This is a genomic window from Thermogutta hypogea (assembly GCF_055386265.1).
In genome coordinates this window covers 2,987,498-3,007,250 of record NZ_AP042425.1, presented here as the reverse complement: position 1 = coordinate 3,007,250, position 19,753 = coordinate 2,987,498, and the positions used below count along the sequence as shown (strand labels likewise).

Annotated in this window: 13 protein-coding genes; 3 read left to right on the top strand and 10 right to left on the bottom strand. The window is 64.3% G+C overall.

Annotation, left to right across the window (positions count from 1 at the left end; all coding sequences use genetic code 11):
• Nucleotides 1-57: 57 nt before the first annotated feature.
• From ACZ5B4_RS10810 to ACZ5B4_RS10785, 6 genes are all read right to left on the bottom strand, one after another.
• Complete coding sequence (locus ACZ5B4_RS10810; protein ID WP_464911239.1) at nucleotides 58-1,020, bottom strand: hypothetical protein; 963 nt, start codon at nucleotides 1,018-1,020, stop codon at nucleotides 58-60.
• On the bottom strand, nucleotides 1,013-1,648 hold the full coding sequence (locus ACZ5B4_RS10805) for an RNA polymerase sigma factor (RefSeq protein WP_464911238.1): 636 nt from the start codon (nucleotides 1,646-1,648) through the stop codon (nucleotides 1,013-1,015). Before ACZ5B4_RS10805 ends, ACZ5B4_RS10810 begins: the two co-directional genes overlap by 8 nt.
• A gap of 550 nt (nucleotides 1,649-2,198) precedes the next feature.
• Nucleotides 2,199-3,125, bottom strand: a complete 927-nt coding sequence (locus ACZ5B4_RS10800) for a glycosyltransferase (protein WP_464911237.1) — start codon at nucleotides 3,123-3,125, stop codon at nucleotides 2,199-2,201.
• Nucleotides 3,126-3,376: 251 nt separating this feature from the next.
• Nucleotides 3,377-4,462: an ROK family protein gene (locus ACZ5B4_RS10795; protein WP_464911236.1), complete on the bottom strand. Its 1,086-nt coding sequence runs from the start codon at nucleotides 4,460-4,462 to the stop codon at nucleotides 3,377-3,379.
• Between the two features lie 108 nt (nucleotides 4,463-4,570).
• Complete coding sequence (locus ACZ5B4_RS10790; protein WP_464911235.1) at nucleotides 4,571-5,248, bottom strand: 3-keto-disaccharide hydrolase; 678 nt, start codon at nucleotides 5,246-5,248, stop codon at nucleotides 4,571-4,573.
• Between the two features lie 388 nt (nucleotides 5,249-5,636).
• Nucleotides 5,637-7,088: a Gfo/Idh/MocA family protein gene (locus ACZ5B4_RS10785; RefSeq protein WP_464911234.1), complete on the bottom strand. Its 1,452-nt coding sequence runs from the start codon at nucleotides 7,086-7,088 to the stop codon at nucleotides 5,637-5,639.
• A gap of 165 nt (nucleotides 7,089-7,253) precedes the next feature.
• On the opposite strand from ACZ5B4_RS10785, the gene ACZ5B4_RS10780 reads away from it, so the two are divergent.
• Together ACZ5B4_RS10780 and ACZ5B4_RS10775 are read left to right on the top strand one after the other, a co-directional pair.
• Nucleotides 7,254-8,816, top strand: coding sequence for a sialate O-acetylesterase (locus ACZ5B4_RS10780; RefSeq protein WP_464911233.1), 1,563 nt, complete (start codon nucleotides 7,254-7,256; stop codon nucleotides 8,814-8,816).
• A gap of 262 nt (nucleotides 8,817-9,078) precedes the next feature.
• Nucleotides 9,079-11,007 carry a coiled-coil domain-containing protein gene (locus ACZ5B4_RS10775; RefSeq protein ID WP_464911232.1) on the top strand — a complete coding sequence of 643 codons (1,929 nt, stop codon included), beginning with the start codon at nucleotides 9,079-9,081 and terminating at the stop codon, nucleotides 11,005-11,007.
• Nucleotides 11,008-11,116: 109 nt separating this feature from the next.
• Here the strand turns inward: ACZ5B4_RS10775 and ACZ5B4_RS10770 are convergent, their stop codons facing one another.
• Nucleotides 11,117-13,012, bottom strand: coding sequence for a hypothetical protein (locus ACZ5B4_RS10770; protein ID WP_464911231.1), 1,896 nt, complete (start codon nucleotides 13,010-13,012; stop codon nucleotides 11,117-11,119).
• A 354-nt stretch (nucleotides 13,013-13,366) separates the two neighbouring features.
• Here ACZ5B4_RS10770 and ACZ5B4_RS10765 point away from each other — a divergent pair, with 354 nt between their 5' ends.
• A complete protein-coding gene (locus ACZ5B4_RS10765) occupies nucleotides 13,367-14,356 on the top strand; it encodes an aldo/keto reductase (protein ID WP_464911230.1) in 990 nt (329 codons plus the stop codon).
• A gap of 66 nt (nucleotides 14,357-14,422) precedes the next feature.
• On the opposite strand, the gene ACZ5B4_RS10760 is transcribed toward ACZ5B4_RS10765, so the two are convergent.
• The 3 genes from ACZ5B4_RS10760 to ACZ5B4_RS10750 all read right to left on the bottom strand — a co-directional run bounded on the left by ACZ5B4_RS10760 (nucleotide 14,423) and on the right by ACZ5B4_RS10750 (nucleotide 19,667).
• Nucleotides 14,423-16,723, bottom strand: a complete 2,301-nt coding sequence (locus ACZ5B4_RS10760) for a diguanylate cyclase (protein WP_464911229.1) — start codon at nucleotides 16,721-16,723, stop codon at nucleotides 14,423-14,425.
• 324 nt (nucleotides 16,724-17,047) lie between these two features.
• Nucleotides 17,048-18,868, bottom strand: a complete 1,821-nt coding sequence (locus tag ACZ5B4_RS10755; RefSeq protein WP_464911228.1) for a glycosyl hydrolase family 28-related protein — start codon at nucleotides 18,866-18,868, stop codon at nucleotides 17,048-17,050.
• Nucleotides 18,869-19,112: 244 nt separating this feature from the next.
• On the bottom strand, nucleotides 19,113-19,667 hold the full coding sequence (locus ACZ5B4_RS10750; protein ID WP_464911227.1) for a manganese efflux pump MntP: 555 nt from the start codon (nucleotides 19,665-19,667) through the stop codon (nucleotides 19,113-19,115).
• Between the last annotated feature and the right edge of the window lie 86 nt (nucleotides 19,668-19,753).

The following is a 19,753-nucleotide window of genomic DNA, read 5'->3' as shown; positions in this document are numbered from 1 at the left end:
GCTCGGGCGGTTCGGAAGTCCGCGTAGGAAAACGCGCGGTGCGGGGGCACGATCGCCTCAGCGCGGCGTATCGACCAGGGCCGCCGCCCGGATCGCGAAGTCCGCGGAAGCCGGAGGCTCCGCACGGGGCGGTAGGAACACCACGTGGCCGTCGTCGAAGAGCAGGTTCCAGCCGCGGACGTGCGGGGGCACGATCTCGCAGGGAGAACGCCGGAACTCGGGGTCTCGGAGGAGCACGGTGAATTCGCTCGCAGCCTCGCCGCGGGCCGCGGTTTCCACCCGATAGACCGGCCAACCGTCGATGCTCGCCCCCGTAGCGATCGACTTACCGGGCTGCGCGGAAAGCGCCGCCGGCCAGGGTTCCGGATCGCGGGATTGCCGCTTGAAGGCGGCCAACGCGGTGGGACAGCACATCACGCGAGGAACGGCCACGGGAGCAGCCCGAGACGCACTGCCCGGGTGATCGCCTTGGCCCGTGATCTCTTCCAGAAGACCGGTCGGCAGCGTGGAATGCCCGGCCAATCGCATGCCGTAGTCGCTGATGCCCCGATGTACCGTGCGGAGATTCTCGCGGCATTGCGCGGCCTGGCTTCGCACACGCTGATCCACCAAGGCGGGGAACAACAGACCCAGGAAGCCGACGACCACGCAGGCCGCCACGAGCAGATCGAGCCAGGACCAGGCCGGAGCGCCGCCGCTCCAGTAGTCGCTGATGGGAGTAAAGCGGAAGGGGCCTCGCGGCATCCGTCCGGCGCGCGGTCGCGCGATGCTTTCCACACCCGGTACCAAGCCGTCACGCACGGCGGAAAAGATGAATTGGCAGGTTCGAGCCGCCAGACCGGGGGGAGGCGCGCAATCCAATCGCGCCCATTCCAGACCCGCCAGACGCCGACGCAAGAGGGAAAGTTCTTGCCGCAAGTCGGCTCGTTCTCGCAGCAACTGCTCGACCTCCGCCCGCTCATCCTCTTCCAGAGCGTCCAGGAGATAACCGATCAGTTGCGTCGGCGAGGGTCTATCCATGTTGGGAAATCGCTTGAGTCGCGTTAAGCTGCAACTCCAACTTGCGGACGGCGGTGTGCAACCGGCTCTTGACGGTTCCTACCGGGATATCCAGAATGTCCGCCGCCTCCCGATATTTCAGTCCTTGGTAATACACCAGCATCAAAACCTGCCGGAGGTTATCGGGCAGGGCGTCCACGGCCCGGCGCATCCCCTCGCGGCGTTCGGCGGCCAGCATGTCGTCGTCGGGATCGGGATTTTCACCCGCGACGATCTCGGCCAAGCTTCCCGCGCGGTCCCCGTCGCTTTCGGCCCCGAATTGGCGATCGAGACTGATGTTGCGATGCCGCCGATTCCTCCGTTGGGCGTCGATCGCCTGATTCGTGGCGACGGCGTACAACCACGGCCGGAACCGGCGCTCCGGGTCGAATTGTCCGCATTTCAAATGCACCTGCATAAAGGTGCTTTGAAACGCGTCCTCCGCCATTTGGAGGTCGCCCAGGTATTGGCACAAGTAACCGAACAATTCCCGTTCGTAACGCCGGACCAACTCCTCGAAGGCCTTGGTCTCGCCCTTCTCCTGATACTCTCGTATTAGGTCTTCGTCCGACCATTCGGCTCGAGGGGGAAGTCCGGGAACGTCAGGCACGCTGAAATCCATCGTAGTTACGGCGAACATCCGCCAATAGTTCGAAAAACCCTGCTTCGGCCGGCGATGAAGACGAGCCTGTTTACGCCGTTTCTTCCGAATTCTGCGGATACAGATCATTGTAATAGGTCCTGTGCGAAAACGGTGGGATTTTGCGCCCTTTTTACATTCGCGGGCAGGCGGGAACGAACTAACGAGTTTCCAACCTCGTAAGCAACCGCCGTTCCGATTAACGTCGGCAGAAGATGTTTTTTCGTGGAAAAAAGTGCGTTCTGCATCTAAGTCATTGCTGAATAGAGCTTTCTGAAAACAAAGAAATCTTATCGCGAAAAGCGAATCCCGCTTGAGATTAGGGTTATGATTGACCCTTAGGTGGGGATAGAGTCGCGGCCGAGCGCGGAAATCCGTGACTCGCTCGCCGAAAGGGCGGGATCCTCGGACTTGATTCCTGGATCAAGAAGGGCGAGTCGCCGCCCGAGCAGTCACACAGCCGGGCAGCGCCTCGATCGAGGAGGTATTTGCAGAAATCCCGCGACACGAAGCGGGCGAATCACTCCTGCCCAACTTGAGCGGCGGATCGCATCGACACGCGCGAGACGCTGAAATGGGGACCGCTCAAATCCTGTCGTTCGTGGGCGAGGATCCTCCGGGCGACGGTTCCGGCTCCGGAGAGCCTGCCCGACAGCTCCGCCAGGAACTCCCCGCGCGGAAGCGCGGCCACGGCGCGGCCCAGGACCTGACCCACATGCCACGCCGCGACGGGAAGCGAGGGGACGCCGTCCCACCAATGCCAAAAGAAGGCCTCGGCATCGCGGGCGTCGCGGAAGACATCGGTGACACCGGAGAAATCGCGGCCGCGGATCCGCGACGACGGCTCCAGCACGCTGAGGTAACCGGCCGCGTGCAAACTCCGTCCCGCCGCCGCCATGACCCAATCCTCGCCCACCACATAGTCGATGTTGAATTCACGGAGACGCTCGGTCCGGAAAAAGGCGCCCGCCCGATGCGGAAGGATTTGGGTGCGACGAGCAAACGCGGTATTCTCGCAAGGTACGCCGGCCTGCAAGGGTACGAGCCGGCCGGTATCCTGGCGATAGGCCATTCCGGCCGCGGCCACCACTCCCGGCGCGTCGTGCCGCACCACCAAGGGCACGACGGAGGCCACACGGTCGTCTTCGAAGAGGGCCAACGCCCGGTCCGCCCAATTCGGTTCCACCTCGTGACCGCACGGCAGCATGAAGGTGACCGGCGTCTCGACCTCGGCCAAACCGAGCGCGATCGCGCGACCCAGCGAACAACCCCTACCCGCCTCGATGAAGCGTAATTCGCGCTTCAATTCCCAGGGGTCCGCGTAAGGCTCGTCCAAGACGACGATCACACGGCAACCCTCCGGCTGCGTCTCCAGCACGGAGAGAAGCGTATCCTCCAGGTAAGCGATTCGGCCGGCCGCCGGAATCAACACCGAAAGTCGCAGCACGGGAAGACCTCGCTCATGGGAGCGGCAAACGGTGGGAAATCGGCCCGCGGTAAAGCAGCGGGCACCCCTCCGGAAAACCGGAACGAGTGATGGCTTTCCGGAGCCTCGCCAATCTTTGTCGGCCGATACCGTGAACGAAGTTTATCAGGATCGCTACGATCGCAATGTTTTTACACGGAGCGGAGCACGGCAAGAAAGACAGGAGAAATGGGCGGTCTGTAGCGGATGGCTGCTCCGCCGGGAGTTGTCCGTCATCGTCCGCCGTCCATTCCCGACTTCAGGGCATCGGCGGCGATGGCTACCGCCCCATGGACCATCACCTCCTCCCCCAAAACAGCGGGGACGATGTGGTAGGTACCGCGCAGTGCGGGGAAGACGTATTGTTCGACTTCGCGGCGGAGTGGAGCCAAGAACAGTTCTTCGCCCAGCAGGGAGACCCCGCCGCCCACCACGACGCAGGAGGGGGCCAGCAGCGTGATCATCTGAGCGACCGCCCAACCCAGCGTCCGGATCGCTCGATGGAGGATGCAATGCGCGACCGGGTTGCCTTGCCGGGCGGCTTCTCCCACCAGCTTCGCCGACAGTCGCGAGGGATCACCGCCGGCGTTTTGCAGCAGTTGCTCCGCCGCCTTGCGAATCACCGCGGCCCGGGTCCCCTCGGGAGGCAACGGTAAGTCTTCCCATTGCAATCGCCGCCGCCATCGCAGCAGGGCCTCGGCATCCTCGGCCGAGGCGGTGTCTTCGGCCAGAATAGCCTTGACGCACGCCCGGGCGTTCTTCGCGATTCCCCAGCCCGCCGAGTAGGATTCCAAATCGTCAGAGGGGTCACGGGCGACGGGTCCGGGCCGAAGGTGCCCCAACTCAGCCGCGATGCCGCGACTCCCGCCGTAGATTCCGCCCTGATAGATCAGTGCCCCGCCGATACCGGTACCGACCGTAAAAAAGAAGACGACCTCGTGTCCGGTGCCGGCCCCGAAGCGGGCTTCGGCAAGCCCCGCCAAATCAGCGTCGTTTCCCAGCACGGCGGGCAAACCCAGTGTTTCGCGGCACCAATCCGCCAAGGGGAAATTCTCCCAGCCCGCGATGTGATGGCTGAGCAGTGTGCGGCCGGCTCGGGCGTCCAAGGGACCGCCGAAGGCGATCCCGGCCGCTTTCGGTCGATACTCGGTGATCAAAGGAGCCGCAAGCTCCGCGATTTGGGCGCGAATGCCTTCCGCTCCCTTATCGGGCTGAACTTCGGTTCGGCGGAGGGCCAGCAGCGGCGGACCGCTGCCCACGCCCACTCCCACTTGGAGCTTCGTCCCGCCGATCTCGATTCCCAAAAAACGCTCTGACACGCCGTTCCCTCCCCGGGACGCCCCCCGGAGCGCAAACACCGCGTCCGTTTCCAATTCCCGGCATGCCGTGCCGAACCGATGGAGGGTAGTCCCCCGCGCGACGGGCGGTTACTTCTTCTCGGACAAATCCTTGATGCGAATGTTCCGGAATTCCACCCGTGTTCCGTGGCCCAAGAAACCGATGTATCCGCTCTCCCTTGCCAGCCCCGGATGGTCTCGATGATCGATCGGTTCGACCTTGTCCAGATCGGCGTCCACGATGACCGTCCCGTTCAAGGTCACGCGGACGCGACGGCCCTGGCAGAGGATCTCTTCCGAGTTCCATTCACCCACGGGCTTGAGGTGTCCGCGTTTGGCCGGCACCACGCCGTAGATCGAGCCGTGGTACTGATACGGCTGAAGTTTATCACGATAGGTGTCGCCCGTATCGTCCAAAATCTGGATCTCCATCCCGCAATAGGCGGCATCGCAACCCATCGGCGTACGGATTCCCACGCCATTGTTGGCATTGGGGGTGAGCTTGAATTCGAAACGGAAGACGAAGTCGCCGTATTCGTTCTTCGTGTAGAGGTTTCCGCCGGGTTTGCAGACTAATACGCCGTCTTCGATCACATAGCCTTTGGTGTCGCCCTGCCATTGATCGAGCGAACTGCCGTCGAACAAGCAGACGAAGCCTTGCTCCGTTTCCTCCTGCGTCAAACAGCCCTCCGCGGCGGAAACGTTCCGCCATGCCGCCGGCGACAACACGACCATCCAAGCTGCCAACATCCCAAGTGTGCGCGTCATCACAGGTTCTCCCATGGGTGACCATACGGAAATGAAAACAAAAGACGGGGTCGGGCCGCGCGGGCTTCCCGACCGGTTGCGGGGCGATCTAACGTCCGCCACGCGCGCCGGCGACCGCCACGCCCGAGATTATCGCGCCGCTGCTGCCGCCGCTCAATAGACCCCGGCGCTACGTCCCGGCGCAACGCTCCGCTTTTTCACGTCGGCGTTCGAACGCCGTGCCGCGCGGCCGACGGGAAGCGTCGCGGCCGTATCGCCGCGAAGTGACGCCCGCGGCTCGTCCTTCCGCGAGCGCGCTGCACGGCTTTTCGCATCGCGGATTCGCGATCGACCGGTGGAGGTCGGCCCGCAAGGGTTGCCGGGGATCGCCGGTCGGCGTTTCGTGCCGTCAACCTTGGATCCAGGATTTGACGTTTTTCATCGTCCACGGTTCGCGCTGGGCACGGGTCAGCCGAGCGTCGGCTTCGGCGTCGTCCAAAAAGCGCTCCGCCTCGGGATTCCAGCGGAGCTTGCGGCCCAGCATCATCGCGATGTTTCCGATGTGCGCCACGGTGATGGTGCGGTGACCGACCTCAGCCGGGGCGTAGCAGGGCTGCCGCGACTCGACGCAATCGAGGAAATTGCGGTGCTCGCCGCCCAATCCGCCCTCTTCCCGCTTGACGACCTCGCTGGGGACGAAAACGCCCACCGCGGCCGGATCGACCTCCACATCCAGCATCTCGCGGCGCGAGGCCTTCAGGGAGCCGCGCCAACCGTGCGACTCGATCCAGCCGTCGGAGCCTTCGAAACGGATGCCGGGCGAGGAGGTCCGGCCCACGATCGGAATATCGTAGCTTCTGCCGGTTTCCAGATCGCCTTGTCCCGCCGAAACGCGCATCGTCACGCCGTCGGCGTATTCGTAATGCAGGTCGAAGGTGGGGGCGGCATTGTAGACGGCATCCGGTGGCGGAAAGTCGCCCTTGCCTTCGACGGCTACCGGCCCCGTCCGTTCGGTATTGTGTCCCCACTGGGCCAAGTCGATCATGTGCGCCCCCCAGTCGGTGAGGACGCCGCCCGAAAAGGCCAGATTCCAGCGGAAGTTGCCGTGCAATCGCGCCGGCATGTAGGGCATCCAGGGAGCCTGGCCCAGCCACATGTCGTAGTTCAGGTGGGGCGGCGGATCCTCGACGGTGTCCTTACCGAACGCGTCCTTCGCGTCGCCCGTCACGCGCTGGTTGGTATTGCCTAACGGCAAACGCACTTCCACGTGCCGCAACTTGCCGATCACTCCCGCCCGAACCAGCGAAATCAACCGAATATACACGTCGATGGAGCGGTTCTCGGACGCGGTCTGGAAAACGGCCTTGTGCCGTTCCACGCTATCCGCCAGGACGCGACCTTCCTCCACGAACAGGGTCAAGGGCTTTTCACAGATCACATCCTTGCCCGCCTCCAACGCCATCAAGGCCGGCAAGACGTGCCAATGGTCGGGCGTGCAATTCATCAAGGCGTCCAGATCCCGGCGGTTGATAAGCTCGCGGAAGTCGCCGTAGGCCGCACAGCCGCGGTAGGCATCGCCCAATTTGGGACCGTAGTTTTGATCAACGCGGTTCTTGGCGGCCGCCAAGCGCTGCGCGTCCACGTCACACACGGCGATCACCTGCGCGTCGACGTGGCGGAAGACTTGGGCCAAATTCCAGCCCGCGCCGTGCCCGCCGCAGCCCACCAGCCCGATCGTCACCCGCTCACTCGGAGCCGACAGCCCCGCCAATCCCAGGGCCGAACCGGGAATCAACGACGGCAACGCCACGGCCGCGGACAAGCGCAGAAAGTCACGACGATGGGTGAGGTGGTTTGTCATGAGAAAGTCCCCTTTCCAAGAAGCTCGCACAGGCAACGGAGGGTCGGTATCCTCGTCGGCGGCCCGTCCTTGCACTTCGCCTCCGAAAGCTCCAGAATAACCGTCGCCCCAGGTAGGGGCTAGATTGGCACCGTGGTTTCCCATTCATCGAGAGAGGAGGAGTCCATGAGATCGCTTTCCTTCCGGATGCGGCTCGGTGCGGCATGTCTGACGGCCGCCCTTGTGGTCTTGCCGCTGCCGGCACGGGCCGACGTCAAGCCCGTCGCGCTGTTTACCGACCATGCGGTCCTGCAACAGCAGGCCGAGATTCCCGTCTGGGGCACGGCGGATCCCGGCGAAGAGGTGACTGTCGCTCTCGGCGAACAAAAGGTTTCCACCGTCGCCGGCGATGACGGCAAATGGATGGTCAAACTGGCTCCGTTACCGGCGGGCGGACCGTACGAGATGGTCATCGCGGGTAAGAACCGCATCGTGCTGGCGGACGTCATGATCGGCGAAGTATGGATTTGCAGCGGGCAATCGAACATGCAGTGGACGGTCGCCGCTTCCGCCAACGCCGAGCAGGAGATCGCATCCTCGGCCAATCCCATGATCCGGCTGTTTACGGTACCGCGGCAGGCCAGGCCCGAACCGCAGGCCGACGTGGACGCCGCCTGGGCCGTGTGCGGTCCGGAGACGGTGCCCAACTTCTCCGCCGTGGGTTACTTTTTCGGCCGATACCTCCAGAAGCATCGCAATGTGCCGGTGGGTTTGATCAACACTTCGTACGGCGGGACTCCGGCCGAAGCCTGGACCAGTTGGGACAAGCTGACCTGCATGCCGGAATTGCAACCGATCGTGGACCGCTTCCGGCAAGCGATGGAACAATATCCTGAGAATCTTCGGAAGTACGAAGCGGCGCTCCAGTCGCACCGCGAGGAGGCCCGCGCCGCCCGCGAACGCGGCGAGCAGTTCAACAAACGGCCGCCCAATCCGCCCATGGGGCCCGAGCACCCGCACAGTCCGGCGGGCTTGTACAACGCCATGATTGCGCCGCTCGTACCGTACGCCTTTCGCGGCGCCATCTGGTATCAGGGTGAATCGAACGCGGGGCGGGCCTATCAATACCGAACGCTTTTCCCGGCCATGATCGAGTCGTGGCGCGAGGTCTGGAATCAGGGCGAGTTTCCCTTCCTGTTCGTGCAACTGGCTCCCTTCATGAAGATTGAGCCGGAGCCCATGGAAAGCGCCTGGGCGGAACTCCGCGAAGCCCAATTGCTGACCATGCTGCACTGCCCCAACACGGCCATGGCGGTCATTACCGACGTCGGGGATGAGAACGACATCCACCCCAAGCAAAAGCAGCCGGTGGGCGAACGCTTGGGAATCGCGGCCCGTGCCGTGGCCTATGGAGAGAAGATCGAATACTCCGGACCGATCTACGATTCCATGGAGATTCGCGACGGCAAGGTCATCCTGCACTTCACCCATTTGGGCGGCGGTTTGGAATGCCGCGGCGATAAGCTGACCGGCTTCACGATCTGCGGCGAAGACCGGAAATTCGTCAACGCCGAGGCCGAGATCGTGGGCGACACGGTCGTGGTCTCCAGCCCCGCCGTGCCGAATCCGGTCGCCGTGCGATTCGGTTGGGCGAATTACCCGGTGGTGAATCTGTGGAATAAAGCCGGTCTTCCAGCCGGCCCATTCCGCACGGACGACTTCCCCGGCGTGACCGTGGACGCGAAATGATTGGCGGAGGAGTTCGGGGGTGGGAGGAAGGTGCAGCCCCGACCACCCGCAACTCCGGAATACTCCGCATGTCCCGCGCGATCATTTGACGTCGGTCGGCCGGTGACCTATAGCCTAATAGGCAATCGCATTGTCATGCCCAGGGCGATAGGTTGCCGGTCGGCCTTTTTTCGCGCGCATGCCGCCCCTGTGTCCGCTTGGGGGGGCGTTTTGGGCCGGCCGCGGCTTTCGGCCCCGCAAGCGGGGAACAAGGATTTCCGGCATGGATGATTCCCAGGCCCATCTCGCCGTTCACGACGAGACTCCCGAGCAAATCCTCGACGCGCTTCGCAGTCAACGACTGCGGGTGGCGGAGATTCTCGCGCGCCGCCGGGAGCGTCTCGGAATTGCCGAGCGAGAAATAACGGGCCGCCTCGAGACCCTCATTCGTCGTATCGACTCCTTGGCCGCCGCCCCGGGCGACGACTCGGACGCCGAGCGATCCGCCGACGACGGCGAGCGACGGCGACGCGAACGGGAATTGGAGTCGGCTCTGCGGCAAAAACAGGAGGAGCTTGCCGGCCTCCTCGCCCGGCAGCAATCTTGGGCCGAGGAGTCGCAGCGCCTGCGCGACCTGGCGCGGCAACACGAGGCCGCCGCGCGAGGGCTGTCGGCGGAGCTGGAATCGCTCCGCGGGGCGTACGCCGACCTGGAGACGCGCTGGGCCGGCTTGCAGCAGCAGCACCGGGAATTGACGGCCGCCCATGCCGAAGTCTCGGCGCGATTGGCCGAACAGGTGGGAGTCCGCGAGCACCTGGAGAAGCTGCGGCAACGGGAGCAGGCCCTGCAAGCCTCGCTCTTGGAGAAAGATGATGAGATCGCCGCACTTCGCGGAGAACGCGATCGGCTCCTCCAGGAAGTCCGCCGCGCTACGGAAAATGCCGAGCGAGCACAGGCCGAGCTGGCAGAGGAACGTGCCGCCCGCGACGCTCTCCGCGGGGAGTGCGAGGAGCTGCGGAGCCGCCTGACAAGCCTGGAACAAAGACACCGCGAGTTGGCGGCCCAGCACCAGCAAACCGTGACGGCGCGGGATGAGGCCCTTGCCGCCTTGGCCGCAACGGAGACGCGGCTGGAAGAGCTGCGCGGTCAAGCCTTGGCCGCCCGCGGCGAGCTGGAAACGCTTCGGGCCGAGGTGTCGGCCCAGCGGCAACGAGAAGGAATTTGGGCGGAAAAAGAGGCGGCGGCGGAGAAGTTGCGAGCGGAGGCGGATGCCTTGCGGCAGACGCTCCGCGCCCTGGAAAGCGAAAAGGATGAGCTGCGCCGGGCTGAGGAATCGTTGCGGCGGGAATTGCGGCAACGAGAGGAAGAGATCCGCGCTTTGACGGATCGGCAGGCCGAGCTTCGGACGGAATACGAGACCGAGCGGCGGCAATGGGCCTCGCAATGGAACGAGCGCGAGTCGCAATTCGCCGCACTAATCGCCCGCTGCGAGGAGTTGGAAGCCCGATTGGAACGTGCGGGGACGGGCACGCCGACCGCTCCTCCGGACGAAGAATTGTCGCGGCGCTATGAGCTGGCCATGCAGGACCTGCGGGAATGGCGGCTGCGATGCGCGGAATTGGAGAAGAAGCTGTCCGAGGCGGAGAGTCGCCAAGCCTCGGCCCCGGCATCCCCGTCGTCCGCCTCCGGAGGCGTTATGAATTGGGAGATCGAAAAGCAGCGGATTTTGGCGGCTTTGGAGGCGGAAGGCGACGAGGACGACGAAGAGCGGCGGACGGCACGCCTCAAGATTCAAGATGTGGTCAAGAAGACGGAGGCCGCGCTGGCCGACAAAGATCGGGAAATCGCGGAATTGCGGAGCCTTTTGGAAAACCAGGCGGCCAACATCGGTTCCATGGCGGTCGGCGCCGCGGCGATCGGGCAATTCTTCGAGCAGGACGAGATTATCCGCCAGCAACGCGAGCACCTTCGCGCATTGGAGGAGGAATGGAAGGAAAAACTTCGCCAGGCGGAACTGGATATCTCGCGCGAGCGGGCCAAGATCGCGCGAGAACGCGCCGCGATGGAAGAGCGGCAGCGCCAGTTGAATGAACTGCTCCAAGAACGCGACGAAACCAAATCGGGCGGCGACGCCAAGGGGAAGCCCCAACGCGGACGATGGCTGAGCCGATTGGGCTTGGCGTCCGACGAGAACACCGGGGGTGAAAAATGATCGTCGCTAAGCGGAGCAACGCGACGCCGAGGTCGTCGCCGCCGGGTCAGTAGCCTTATGCCCGAGGGGTTCCGTTCAGAGGCCCGCCCGTTTCGGGCGACACTATTCCTTATTCCTTGGGGAGCGTGAAACCCTTGAGGAACCAGCCGTCCCTTTCGGCCGTACCGAACAGCCCGGCCGGCCCCAGGTGCCGCCTGATCACCTCGTAGTCCGGCAACTTGCTGCCGTCGATCCGCTGTTCCCTCGGCTTGCCCGGTTCCGGGGCGAGGAACGAATTGAGCAACCGCCCCATCAGGGTCTGACTCTCCGGCATCTTGCCTTGGCGAATCAGCTCGTAGGTGGGACGATACTCTTCTTCCGTCAGGGAAAACGACTTGAGGCAGGCCTCCACGCCGCCCAGCTTCTCGATCATCTCCATGACCACCAAATAGTCGGGATTGCGTTCCAGCGACTCCCGCGCTTGATCGCGGTCCAGAAGGCCGACCAAATAGTCGTAATGCGACGCGATCAAGAGATAGCCGTCGTGGACCGTGAGCGAGGCGTTGGGGAAGATCGGCGCGGCCTCTTTCTCGGCGGGCGCTTCGTCTTCTCCCACGCCGGGGATGCCTTGCAGGTTGAGGTCGGGCAAGTCCTTGCTCTCCTCCGGCAATCCCTCCCAAATGATCCGGCCGTTGTGCTCCCGGCGTTCAAACCGGGCTTCGTGCTGGAACATTTTGTCCAAGGCCTTGGCGGCCGCGTCCTGATCCTTCACTTCCACCGCCACCAGCATCCGTTCGCTGGTCGGCGTGATGGGCAGTTCGTATTGGGTGAACACCACGATGCGCCGGCCGAAATGCACGAAGAATTCGTTTCTCAGGTCGAACCGAGGTCCCGTGGGATCGTTCTTCAGGCTGTCCAGCACGTCTTGCCACACGCCTTCCTCGCCCTCGCCGATGGTCTGATCGAAGACCGGGCCGACATTGTCGAAGGCGTTGAGAATGTCGCAATAGCCGGTGGCATAAGTCGCCAAATCTCGCGGCACGAACTTGGGCGGCGCGAACTCCTTGGAATTGGGAAAACTGAAGATCTTGGCTGATTTCTCCAGCGGTCCGGGGGCATAGACGAACGTGCGGTGGATCACTTCGTAGGGTTCCACGGCCACGTCCACGAATCCTCCGATGCCTTGCAGGGCGGAGAAGCCGGCCGCTTTCAGGGCCTCGGCCAACCGCCGTTCGCGCTTGCGACGCTCGGGCGGAATGGCGGATCGCACCGCCGCCGTGTAACCGAACGGTTCGATGAACCAGCGAATCTGCGGCGCGGCGTCTTGCGCGTCTTCTCCGCAACGTGCCATGATCCGCGCGAAGGCCTTTTGTTCGGCCAGGGTCGCCGACGCATCGCCGTCCAGCCGCTTCAGCACGCCCTCGATCGTCGCCGAGCTATCCGCCGCAACCAGCCGTCGGTCGTCCACATAATAGACCACGCGCCGCACCTCGCGGCGTTCATCTTGCGGCAGCGTAAGGACGGTGACCTCTTTGCCGCCGATCCGCTCCGCGGCCACGGTGCCGCCCCGGTCCCCTACGTCCTTGGCCACACGGTCCAAGACTTGCCGGGCTTCCGACTCTTTGCCTTCGATCTGGAGAACGGCGGCCAGACCGGCCTGGCCGTCGGAGTCGGAATACAACACGGCGATCCCCAGTCCGCCCGTCACGATCGACTCCAGTTCGTTGAGCCGGATGCCCAGGCGGCTGCGAATGCCGTCGAATCGCGACTCGACCTGCGCCCGCAGATCCTGGACGAACGGCTCCAGCGCGGGATCTTGCAGCAATTGGCCCAATTGCGTCTGTTTGAGGTGTTCGCGAAAGTCCGGCAGATTGCTGATCGCCAGGAAGCCTCGCGTGTGATCGGGGAACAGCGTTTCGGGGCGAAATTCCCCCCCTTGCTCATTCCCTCGCATTCCGGCGCCAAGCACAAGCAGCAAGACGATCCCCGCTAGGGACGAGCCGTGAATCCGTTCCAGAGTAAACACCGGTGAATCTCCTTGTCGTCGGTCCGTCGGTCGAGCCGAGCGGTCAGCGCGTGGCTCCGCAAACCCTTGTTTGATTTCCGCACTTATGCTTGTTTGATTTCCGCACTTGTGCTTGCAAGTTTAGCGGGCCGAACGGATTTATTCTAGGTCGACCGCCGCACGAGGCGAACCCTGGGAACTTTCCGGCAGTGGGAGTGACCGAGATCTCGGCTTCCTCGGCACGCGCCGCGAGTGCCGACCGTGGCCATGCCGACGCCGGCTCGCCGTCCCGCGGTGACGGTTGTCTCGGCCGGGGCGGGGCGTTTAGAATGGCGGTCCGACCTCGTGAGGTTTCTCGTGTCTTCGGAGGGGGTTATGGAATATCGCACATTGGGTGGATCAGGACTGAAGGCCTCCGCCATCGGTTTGGGAACGTGGGCCGTCGGAGGAGGGCCTTGGTGGGGACCGACGGACGAAGAGGAAGCCGTCCGCGCCATTCAGGCCGCCGTCGACGCCGGCATCAACCTGATCGATACCGCGCCCGCCTACGGTTTCGGCAAGTCGGAAGAACTGGTCGGTAAGGCGATTCGCGGACGTCGGGACCGAGTCATCCTGGCCACCAAGTGCGGGCTGATTTGGGACGACCCGCGGGGCACTCCGTTCTTCACTCTGGAGGGCCGCAGCATCCACCGGTCGCTCCGCCCGGATACCATTCGCGAGGAAATCGAGGGCAGCCTCCGCCGGTTGGGTGTGGATTGCATCGACGTGTATCAGACGCATTGGCCGGCGATTCCTCCGGAGGCGACTCCCATCGCCGACACGATGGCGTGCCTATTGGAATTGCAGCGGCAAGGCAAGATTCGCGCCATCGGGGCCTCCAACGTGACGTGCGAGCAGATGGATGAATACCGTGCGGTGGGGCGACTGGATGTTTGCCAGCCGCGCTACAGCATGTTGGATCGCAGGATCGAGCGGGACATTCTGCCTTATTGCATCCGCCACGAAATCGCCACGTTGATCTATTCGCCGCTGGAGCAGGGTTTGCTTACCGGTCGCATCGGCATGGACCGAACCTTCTCGCCGGGGGAATACCGCAACATGATCCCGTGGTTCAAGCCGGAGAATCGCCGCCGGGTGTTGGCGATGCTGGAGGGGTGGCGCGATCTGTGCGACGCCCATCGCTGCACGTTGGGGCAATTGGTGCTGGCCTGGACGATCGCCCAGCCCGGCATCACCGCGGCCCTGGTGGGCGCGAGAAAGTCCGCGCACGTCGAGGAAAACGCCAAAGCGGGAGCGTTGCGGCTGGACGAAACAACCCTTGCCCGTATGCGTCGCGACGTGGAGGCTTTGGGTTCGCCCGTCTGATCGTCCTTTGCGAACTCCCCCGTGCCCGCCGGGGAACGCCGGGCGGCACGCGAAGCGGCTCCGCTTCTAATGTCGCGGCTTCCGGAACCAGTGAGCGGCCACGGAGACGGCGCGAAGCAGCATGTTCGGCACGACGGTCGCCTCTTCCTCGGTGACCATCATGTACGAGCGGAAGCTCTCCAAGAGGTCGTGGAGGCGCTCGGCCAAATCGCGGCGCCGGCGGTCCCGATAACGGGCGAGCGTGGCATGGACCTGGAGCCGCGTCCGTGCGGCGCCCTGGCTCGCTGCTCGCGGGCGTTCTTCGTCCAGAATGATTTCCAGGGCGAAGCAGGCCGGGCGATCGCTCCGCCGCCGCTGCCGTTGCGGGGCACGATCCTCGATTTCGATGTCCATGCGATTCCGATCGACGCGCGTGACCCGGGCTTGGTGATCCGCGATGAATCCCCGGAGCTTTTCCAAGGCGAGATTGGGCGGCACGTCGGTATGAAAGACGCGGCTGACCGCCAAGGGTGCGGACTTGCGTCGCCAGGGCCAAAGAGGCGACTTGGGCCGGCCGGGTTCCCCGTTGTTGCCGCTTCCCAACTGGACGACGGTATTCCGGCCCTTGGCTTTGGCCTCCAGCAAGGCGCGGTCGGCACGGCGGAGCACGGTCTCGGCGGTGTCGCCGGGTTGGATTTCCGTGACGCCGAAACTGGCGGTGACCGCGCGTCCTCCCAGCCGGGGTTGCAACGTTCCGGCCAGGAGACGCCGCAACTGCTCGGCCCGCCGCGCGGCGGTGGCTGCGTCGCACCCGGCGCAAATCACGGCGAACTCCTCGCCGCCGTAGCGCGCCACCAAGTCTCCCGCCCGGCACTGGCCGCTCAAGATCGACGCGAAACTGCGGATGGCGTCGTCGCCTGCCTGATGCCCGTGTACGTCGTTGATCTGCTTGAAGCGGTCCAGATCGGATAGGATCAGGCTGAAGGGGGTGTGATGCCGGCGATACTGCTCGACGAAGAACGCCAGCATGCGGTCGAACTCGGCCCGATTCGCCAATTGCGTCATCGGATCCTTGTTGACCTTCTCCTTGAGCGTCTCGACGCGTTGTTCGAGGTTGATTTCCGGCGAAGCGTCGTGCATGACCATGACGGCCCCGACGATCGCCCGGCCTTCCAAGATCACCGGTACGACGTGGCAATCCACGGGGATCGGGGCCCCGTTGCGACCGCGGATCGTCAATCGCCTCAGGTTTTGCATGCCGTACCGAATGGCGGTGACGACCGGGCAGGTCTCTTCGTCGATCAAATTGCCGCGCTCGTTGCGCAGACCCACGATGCCGGGACTCCACAGCCGGGAACGGATGCCGTCCGCCGCGATGCCGGTCAACCGCTCCATGCCGTGGTTCCACTGGAGGATTTTCCGCTGCGCGTCGAAGAACGCCACGCCGTCGTGCATGTGCGTCAACAAACGGTGTTGGAAGACGGTCTCCAGCTCGGGCGGGACGACGGCTTGCGAAGCCGGGGGCGCATCCCACAGGCTTTCGGCCAAGTGGGGATCGATCGCCGCGAGCCATCGGTCCTCCGTCCGCTTCAGCGTTCCCCAAAACGCCGACCAATCATGAGCGGCGAATTCCGCCACCAAATCGGGATCGAACTGCGTGCCCGCAAAGTGATACAACTCCGCGACGGCGCGCTCCACGCTCATGGCGGAACGGTATAGGTGATCCGTGGTCATGGCGTCATACGCTTCGGCCACGGAGATCATCCGCGCGATCAAGGGGATGGCTCGGCCGCGCAGGTTGTAGCCGGGGCGGCTGCCGTCAAACCAGGCCGGCACGTGATCCAACGCCGTTAACAACTCCGAATCGCTTGTGATTCGGCTCATGATATCCAGCGTCATGCGTCGCGCCCGCTCGACGTAAAAGGCCTCCTCGGCGGTGAGCGGGCCGGGCTTGAACAGGATTTGGTCGGGCAGTCCGATCATGCCCACGTCGTGCAGCAGGGCCGCCGTTTCCAGCCGCACCCGCTGACCTGCCTCCAGCGTTCGCTGACCGGCCCAGGCCGAGCAGATCATAGCGACGCGGAGGGCGTGCCGCGCCGTGGGCGCGTGCCGGACCTTCAGGGCCGCGAACAAGGCCGCCGCCGCGCCCAGCCGTTGCTGGAGCCAGGCCGCGGCCGCTGGGTCCTCTTCGCTCACCGCTCTACCGGTGGATGCGGTTCCAGGCTCCCGGCCGCACTCCAGCGTCGCCGCGCCCGTGGAAATCGCCCAAGCCAGGTCCGCCCCCCCGGAGTTTCCCGTTGTGTCCGGGAGCGCAATTCCCGTAAGCGCGTCCGCCGCGGTTGCCAAACCGGGGTTGGAATCGTCGGCCGTGGGTAGTTCTCGGCTCATGCGGTACCATCTCGTTCCGTTCGGCGAATAGACCCCGCGGCGGGGGAGCTTGGCGCGTCAAAGCCCTCTCGCAGAAAAAAAGAAGCGCTGCGGGCCGGCGACGGCCTCGGAGTCGCGGCGCGCTCACCTGCCGATGCGCTCGAGCCGATGCTGTTCGGCCCTGCGCGGTGCCGGAGACGGGCGGCTCACCCACGGACCGGAATCCTCCGTCGCCTTCTATTGGAAGGCTAGGTCGCAAATCAGCGGCGGTCAAACGCGGCATGACAATGTCATGCCCGGCCGCCGGCCGAGCGGAAGGAACGGATTCCGCCGACGCTCAAGGCATCATTCGGCCTTCGGGTCTTCGCCGAGCCACTTCCCGGTATTGGCATCGAAAAGCCGTTGGGGCAACGTGCCCGGCTCGACCGCGGGCCACAGATCCTCCATCAGCATCACGACGCTTTGCAGTTGCACGCCCAGCGTGCGGTCGTCGCGGGAATTGGGGTCGTGTTGCCGCGGAATCCACCCTTGACAGCGAATTTCGACGCGTCGCTGTTCGCCTTGCTCGGCGGGTAACTCAGCCGCCATGACCGGGGCGAGCGGAGCGATCCGGGTTTCGCCGAGATACAGTCCCGCCGTCTCCGATCGGGCCTGGGGCGGAATCTGAATGGAGACGATCAGGCGATACTGCTTGCCGGGCAGAGCGGGCAACTTGAGGACGGCCTTCTCCCCCGTCCATCGAAACGGTTGGCCGGCCTTCTCCGGACCGAAGCACCTCTCCACGTAGCGCCCGTCGTACGAAGCTCCGACCTGGATGCGATAGGCGGACAAGGCTTCCGGGGTCCATTCGATGGGGTCTTGTTCGTTCAGGCCGATCTGCGTCCGGCGCCCGGCGGCGTTCTCCACACGCAGGCCGCCCTCCGCTTGGTTTCCCATGACGATGGCGGAAACGACCTCCGGCCCGACTTGGACGTGCAATCCCGGCCGTGCGAAGGAGCAACCTTGGACGATCGTCCGGCCGGCGTCGAGTTGGAGGGCGGGAAAGCCTTGCCCGTCCACATCGAAGTCCGAAAAGTGGCAGTTGTCAGCGCTGAACCAGCCGTTCGGCGCCCGCATCCAAATGCAACGCTCGATCGGCCCCCAGAAAGAGCAGTTGGAGAGGCTGATCTTGCCGCGGGCTTCCGGCAGCACTTCGATGGTAACGGAATCCCGGCTCTGCCATCGGCCCACGAATTCCCCGTTGGTGATCAAGACGCCCCAGGGCTGGACGGCCTCCACGAGTACGGCGCGGGTACAGCAATCCGCCCCGATTCCCAAGAAGTTGCCATTGGCCCCGCCGTGCTTGTCCTCCGAGAACTTATACCCCGCCCCGTAACCGAAGCAGAACGTGTTGAATACGTATTGCCAGTCGGTTCTCGCGAACTCGAAGGCCGTGCCCTGCGTGTTGATCCAAAGGCAGTAGGGGTCGTCCGGTCGATACGTGACGTTGAACGGCCAGTAATGGACGTTCTCCACGCGGCCGATATCGTAGCACTCGTCCACATACAAGCCGCGCCGAATGGGATAGCCGCCCACGTTCCGCACCAGATGGCGGTGGGCGCGAATCAAGCGGATTCCCTCGTAGGGATTCACCAACAAGCAATCCTGAATCGCCACGTTCTCCACATCCTGGGCCAAGATGCAGGGAGGGTAGGGGATCGGCGGCACGTCTTCGCGTCGCCATTCGGGATAGAAGACGACCAGGCCGGCAACGCTGGAGTTGCTGCCCGCCAGCCGGAGAAAGGCCGGACCTTCCGGCTCTCCCCGGCCCGCGTAGGCCAACAGGACCGTGCCGTGGGCCGTCGTGTTGCGGCGGAAGCTGGTGGGCGGGGTGCGGAAAACGCCGTGCAGCGTCACGTGGGCGGGAATACTGAGCGTGCCGTTGATGCGATACCTTCCGGCGGGGACTTCCACGATGCCGCCGCCCGCCTTGCCCGCCTCATCGAGCGCGGCCTGAAACGCCGCCGTGTCGTCCGTCTCGGCGTCACCCTTGGCCCCAAAGGAACGGACGCTCCAACGATACTCGCCGCTCGGTGGAGCCGCGTCTTCACCTCGGCAAAGGCAACCGATCGCCATGCCGATCAGAAGGCTGAAGACCGGCAACACTCTCATCCGGGAAACGCGCATTGTAACCTCCTCGTTCGAAATGGGGGTGACCGTTTGGGAGGGACGGGCGAGGCTGCTCGGCGGGGCGCGGAACGCGGTCATCTCCGTCCGCAAATCGACGCGACAGAAGCCATTGTAACGTCGCTCGACGGCTGTGTATTCCCGTACCAACGAGGATCGCAAGAGCACGGGGGCATGGGGGAATTCCACCGGGACGCGGCCCCGGTTCCCCATGCCGCGGATGGGATCACCGGGGATCGGTCGATCAAAGATGCTCGACCAAGATACGGCAACCGATCAGGATGAGCACAAGCCCCCCGGCGGCCTCCGCCCAACGCGACCACTGCCCGCGAAGATAGGCACCGAAGCGTATGCCGAACGTGCTGAAGGTTCCCGCCACCAGACCGATGATCAAAGCAGGCCCCAACACGGCGACATCGAGCAGAGCCAGCGTGAAGCCGATCGCCAAGGCGTCCAAGCTCGTCGCCACGGAGAGCGCGACCAGCGACCAGCCTCGGGTAGGGTCCCTTGCCGTCGAGGTACCGTCGCGGCGATAGGCCTCGCCGATCATCTTCAAGCCCAGCGCAAGCAGCAAGCCGAATGCCAGCCAGTGGTCGGTGCTTGCCACGAGGGCGGTCAATCGGGAACCGATCAGCCATCCCACCAGCGGCATCAGGAACTGGAATAGTCCGAAGTGGAATGCGACGCGAAAGACGTGACGCCCGGTCAGGGAGCCGATTTGCATCCCGGCGGCGATCGAGACGGCCAATGCGTCCATGGACAGGGCGACCGCGATTCCGAACATTTCCAAGATCGGCACGAGGACTCCTCGATTCGGGAGCGTTCGGGGGCATAAGGGGGTAAAACAACGCCGCCGACCGAAGTCGGCGGCTCGTGTATGATCCC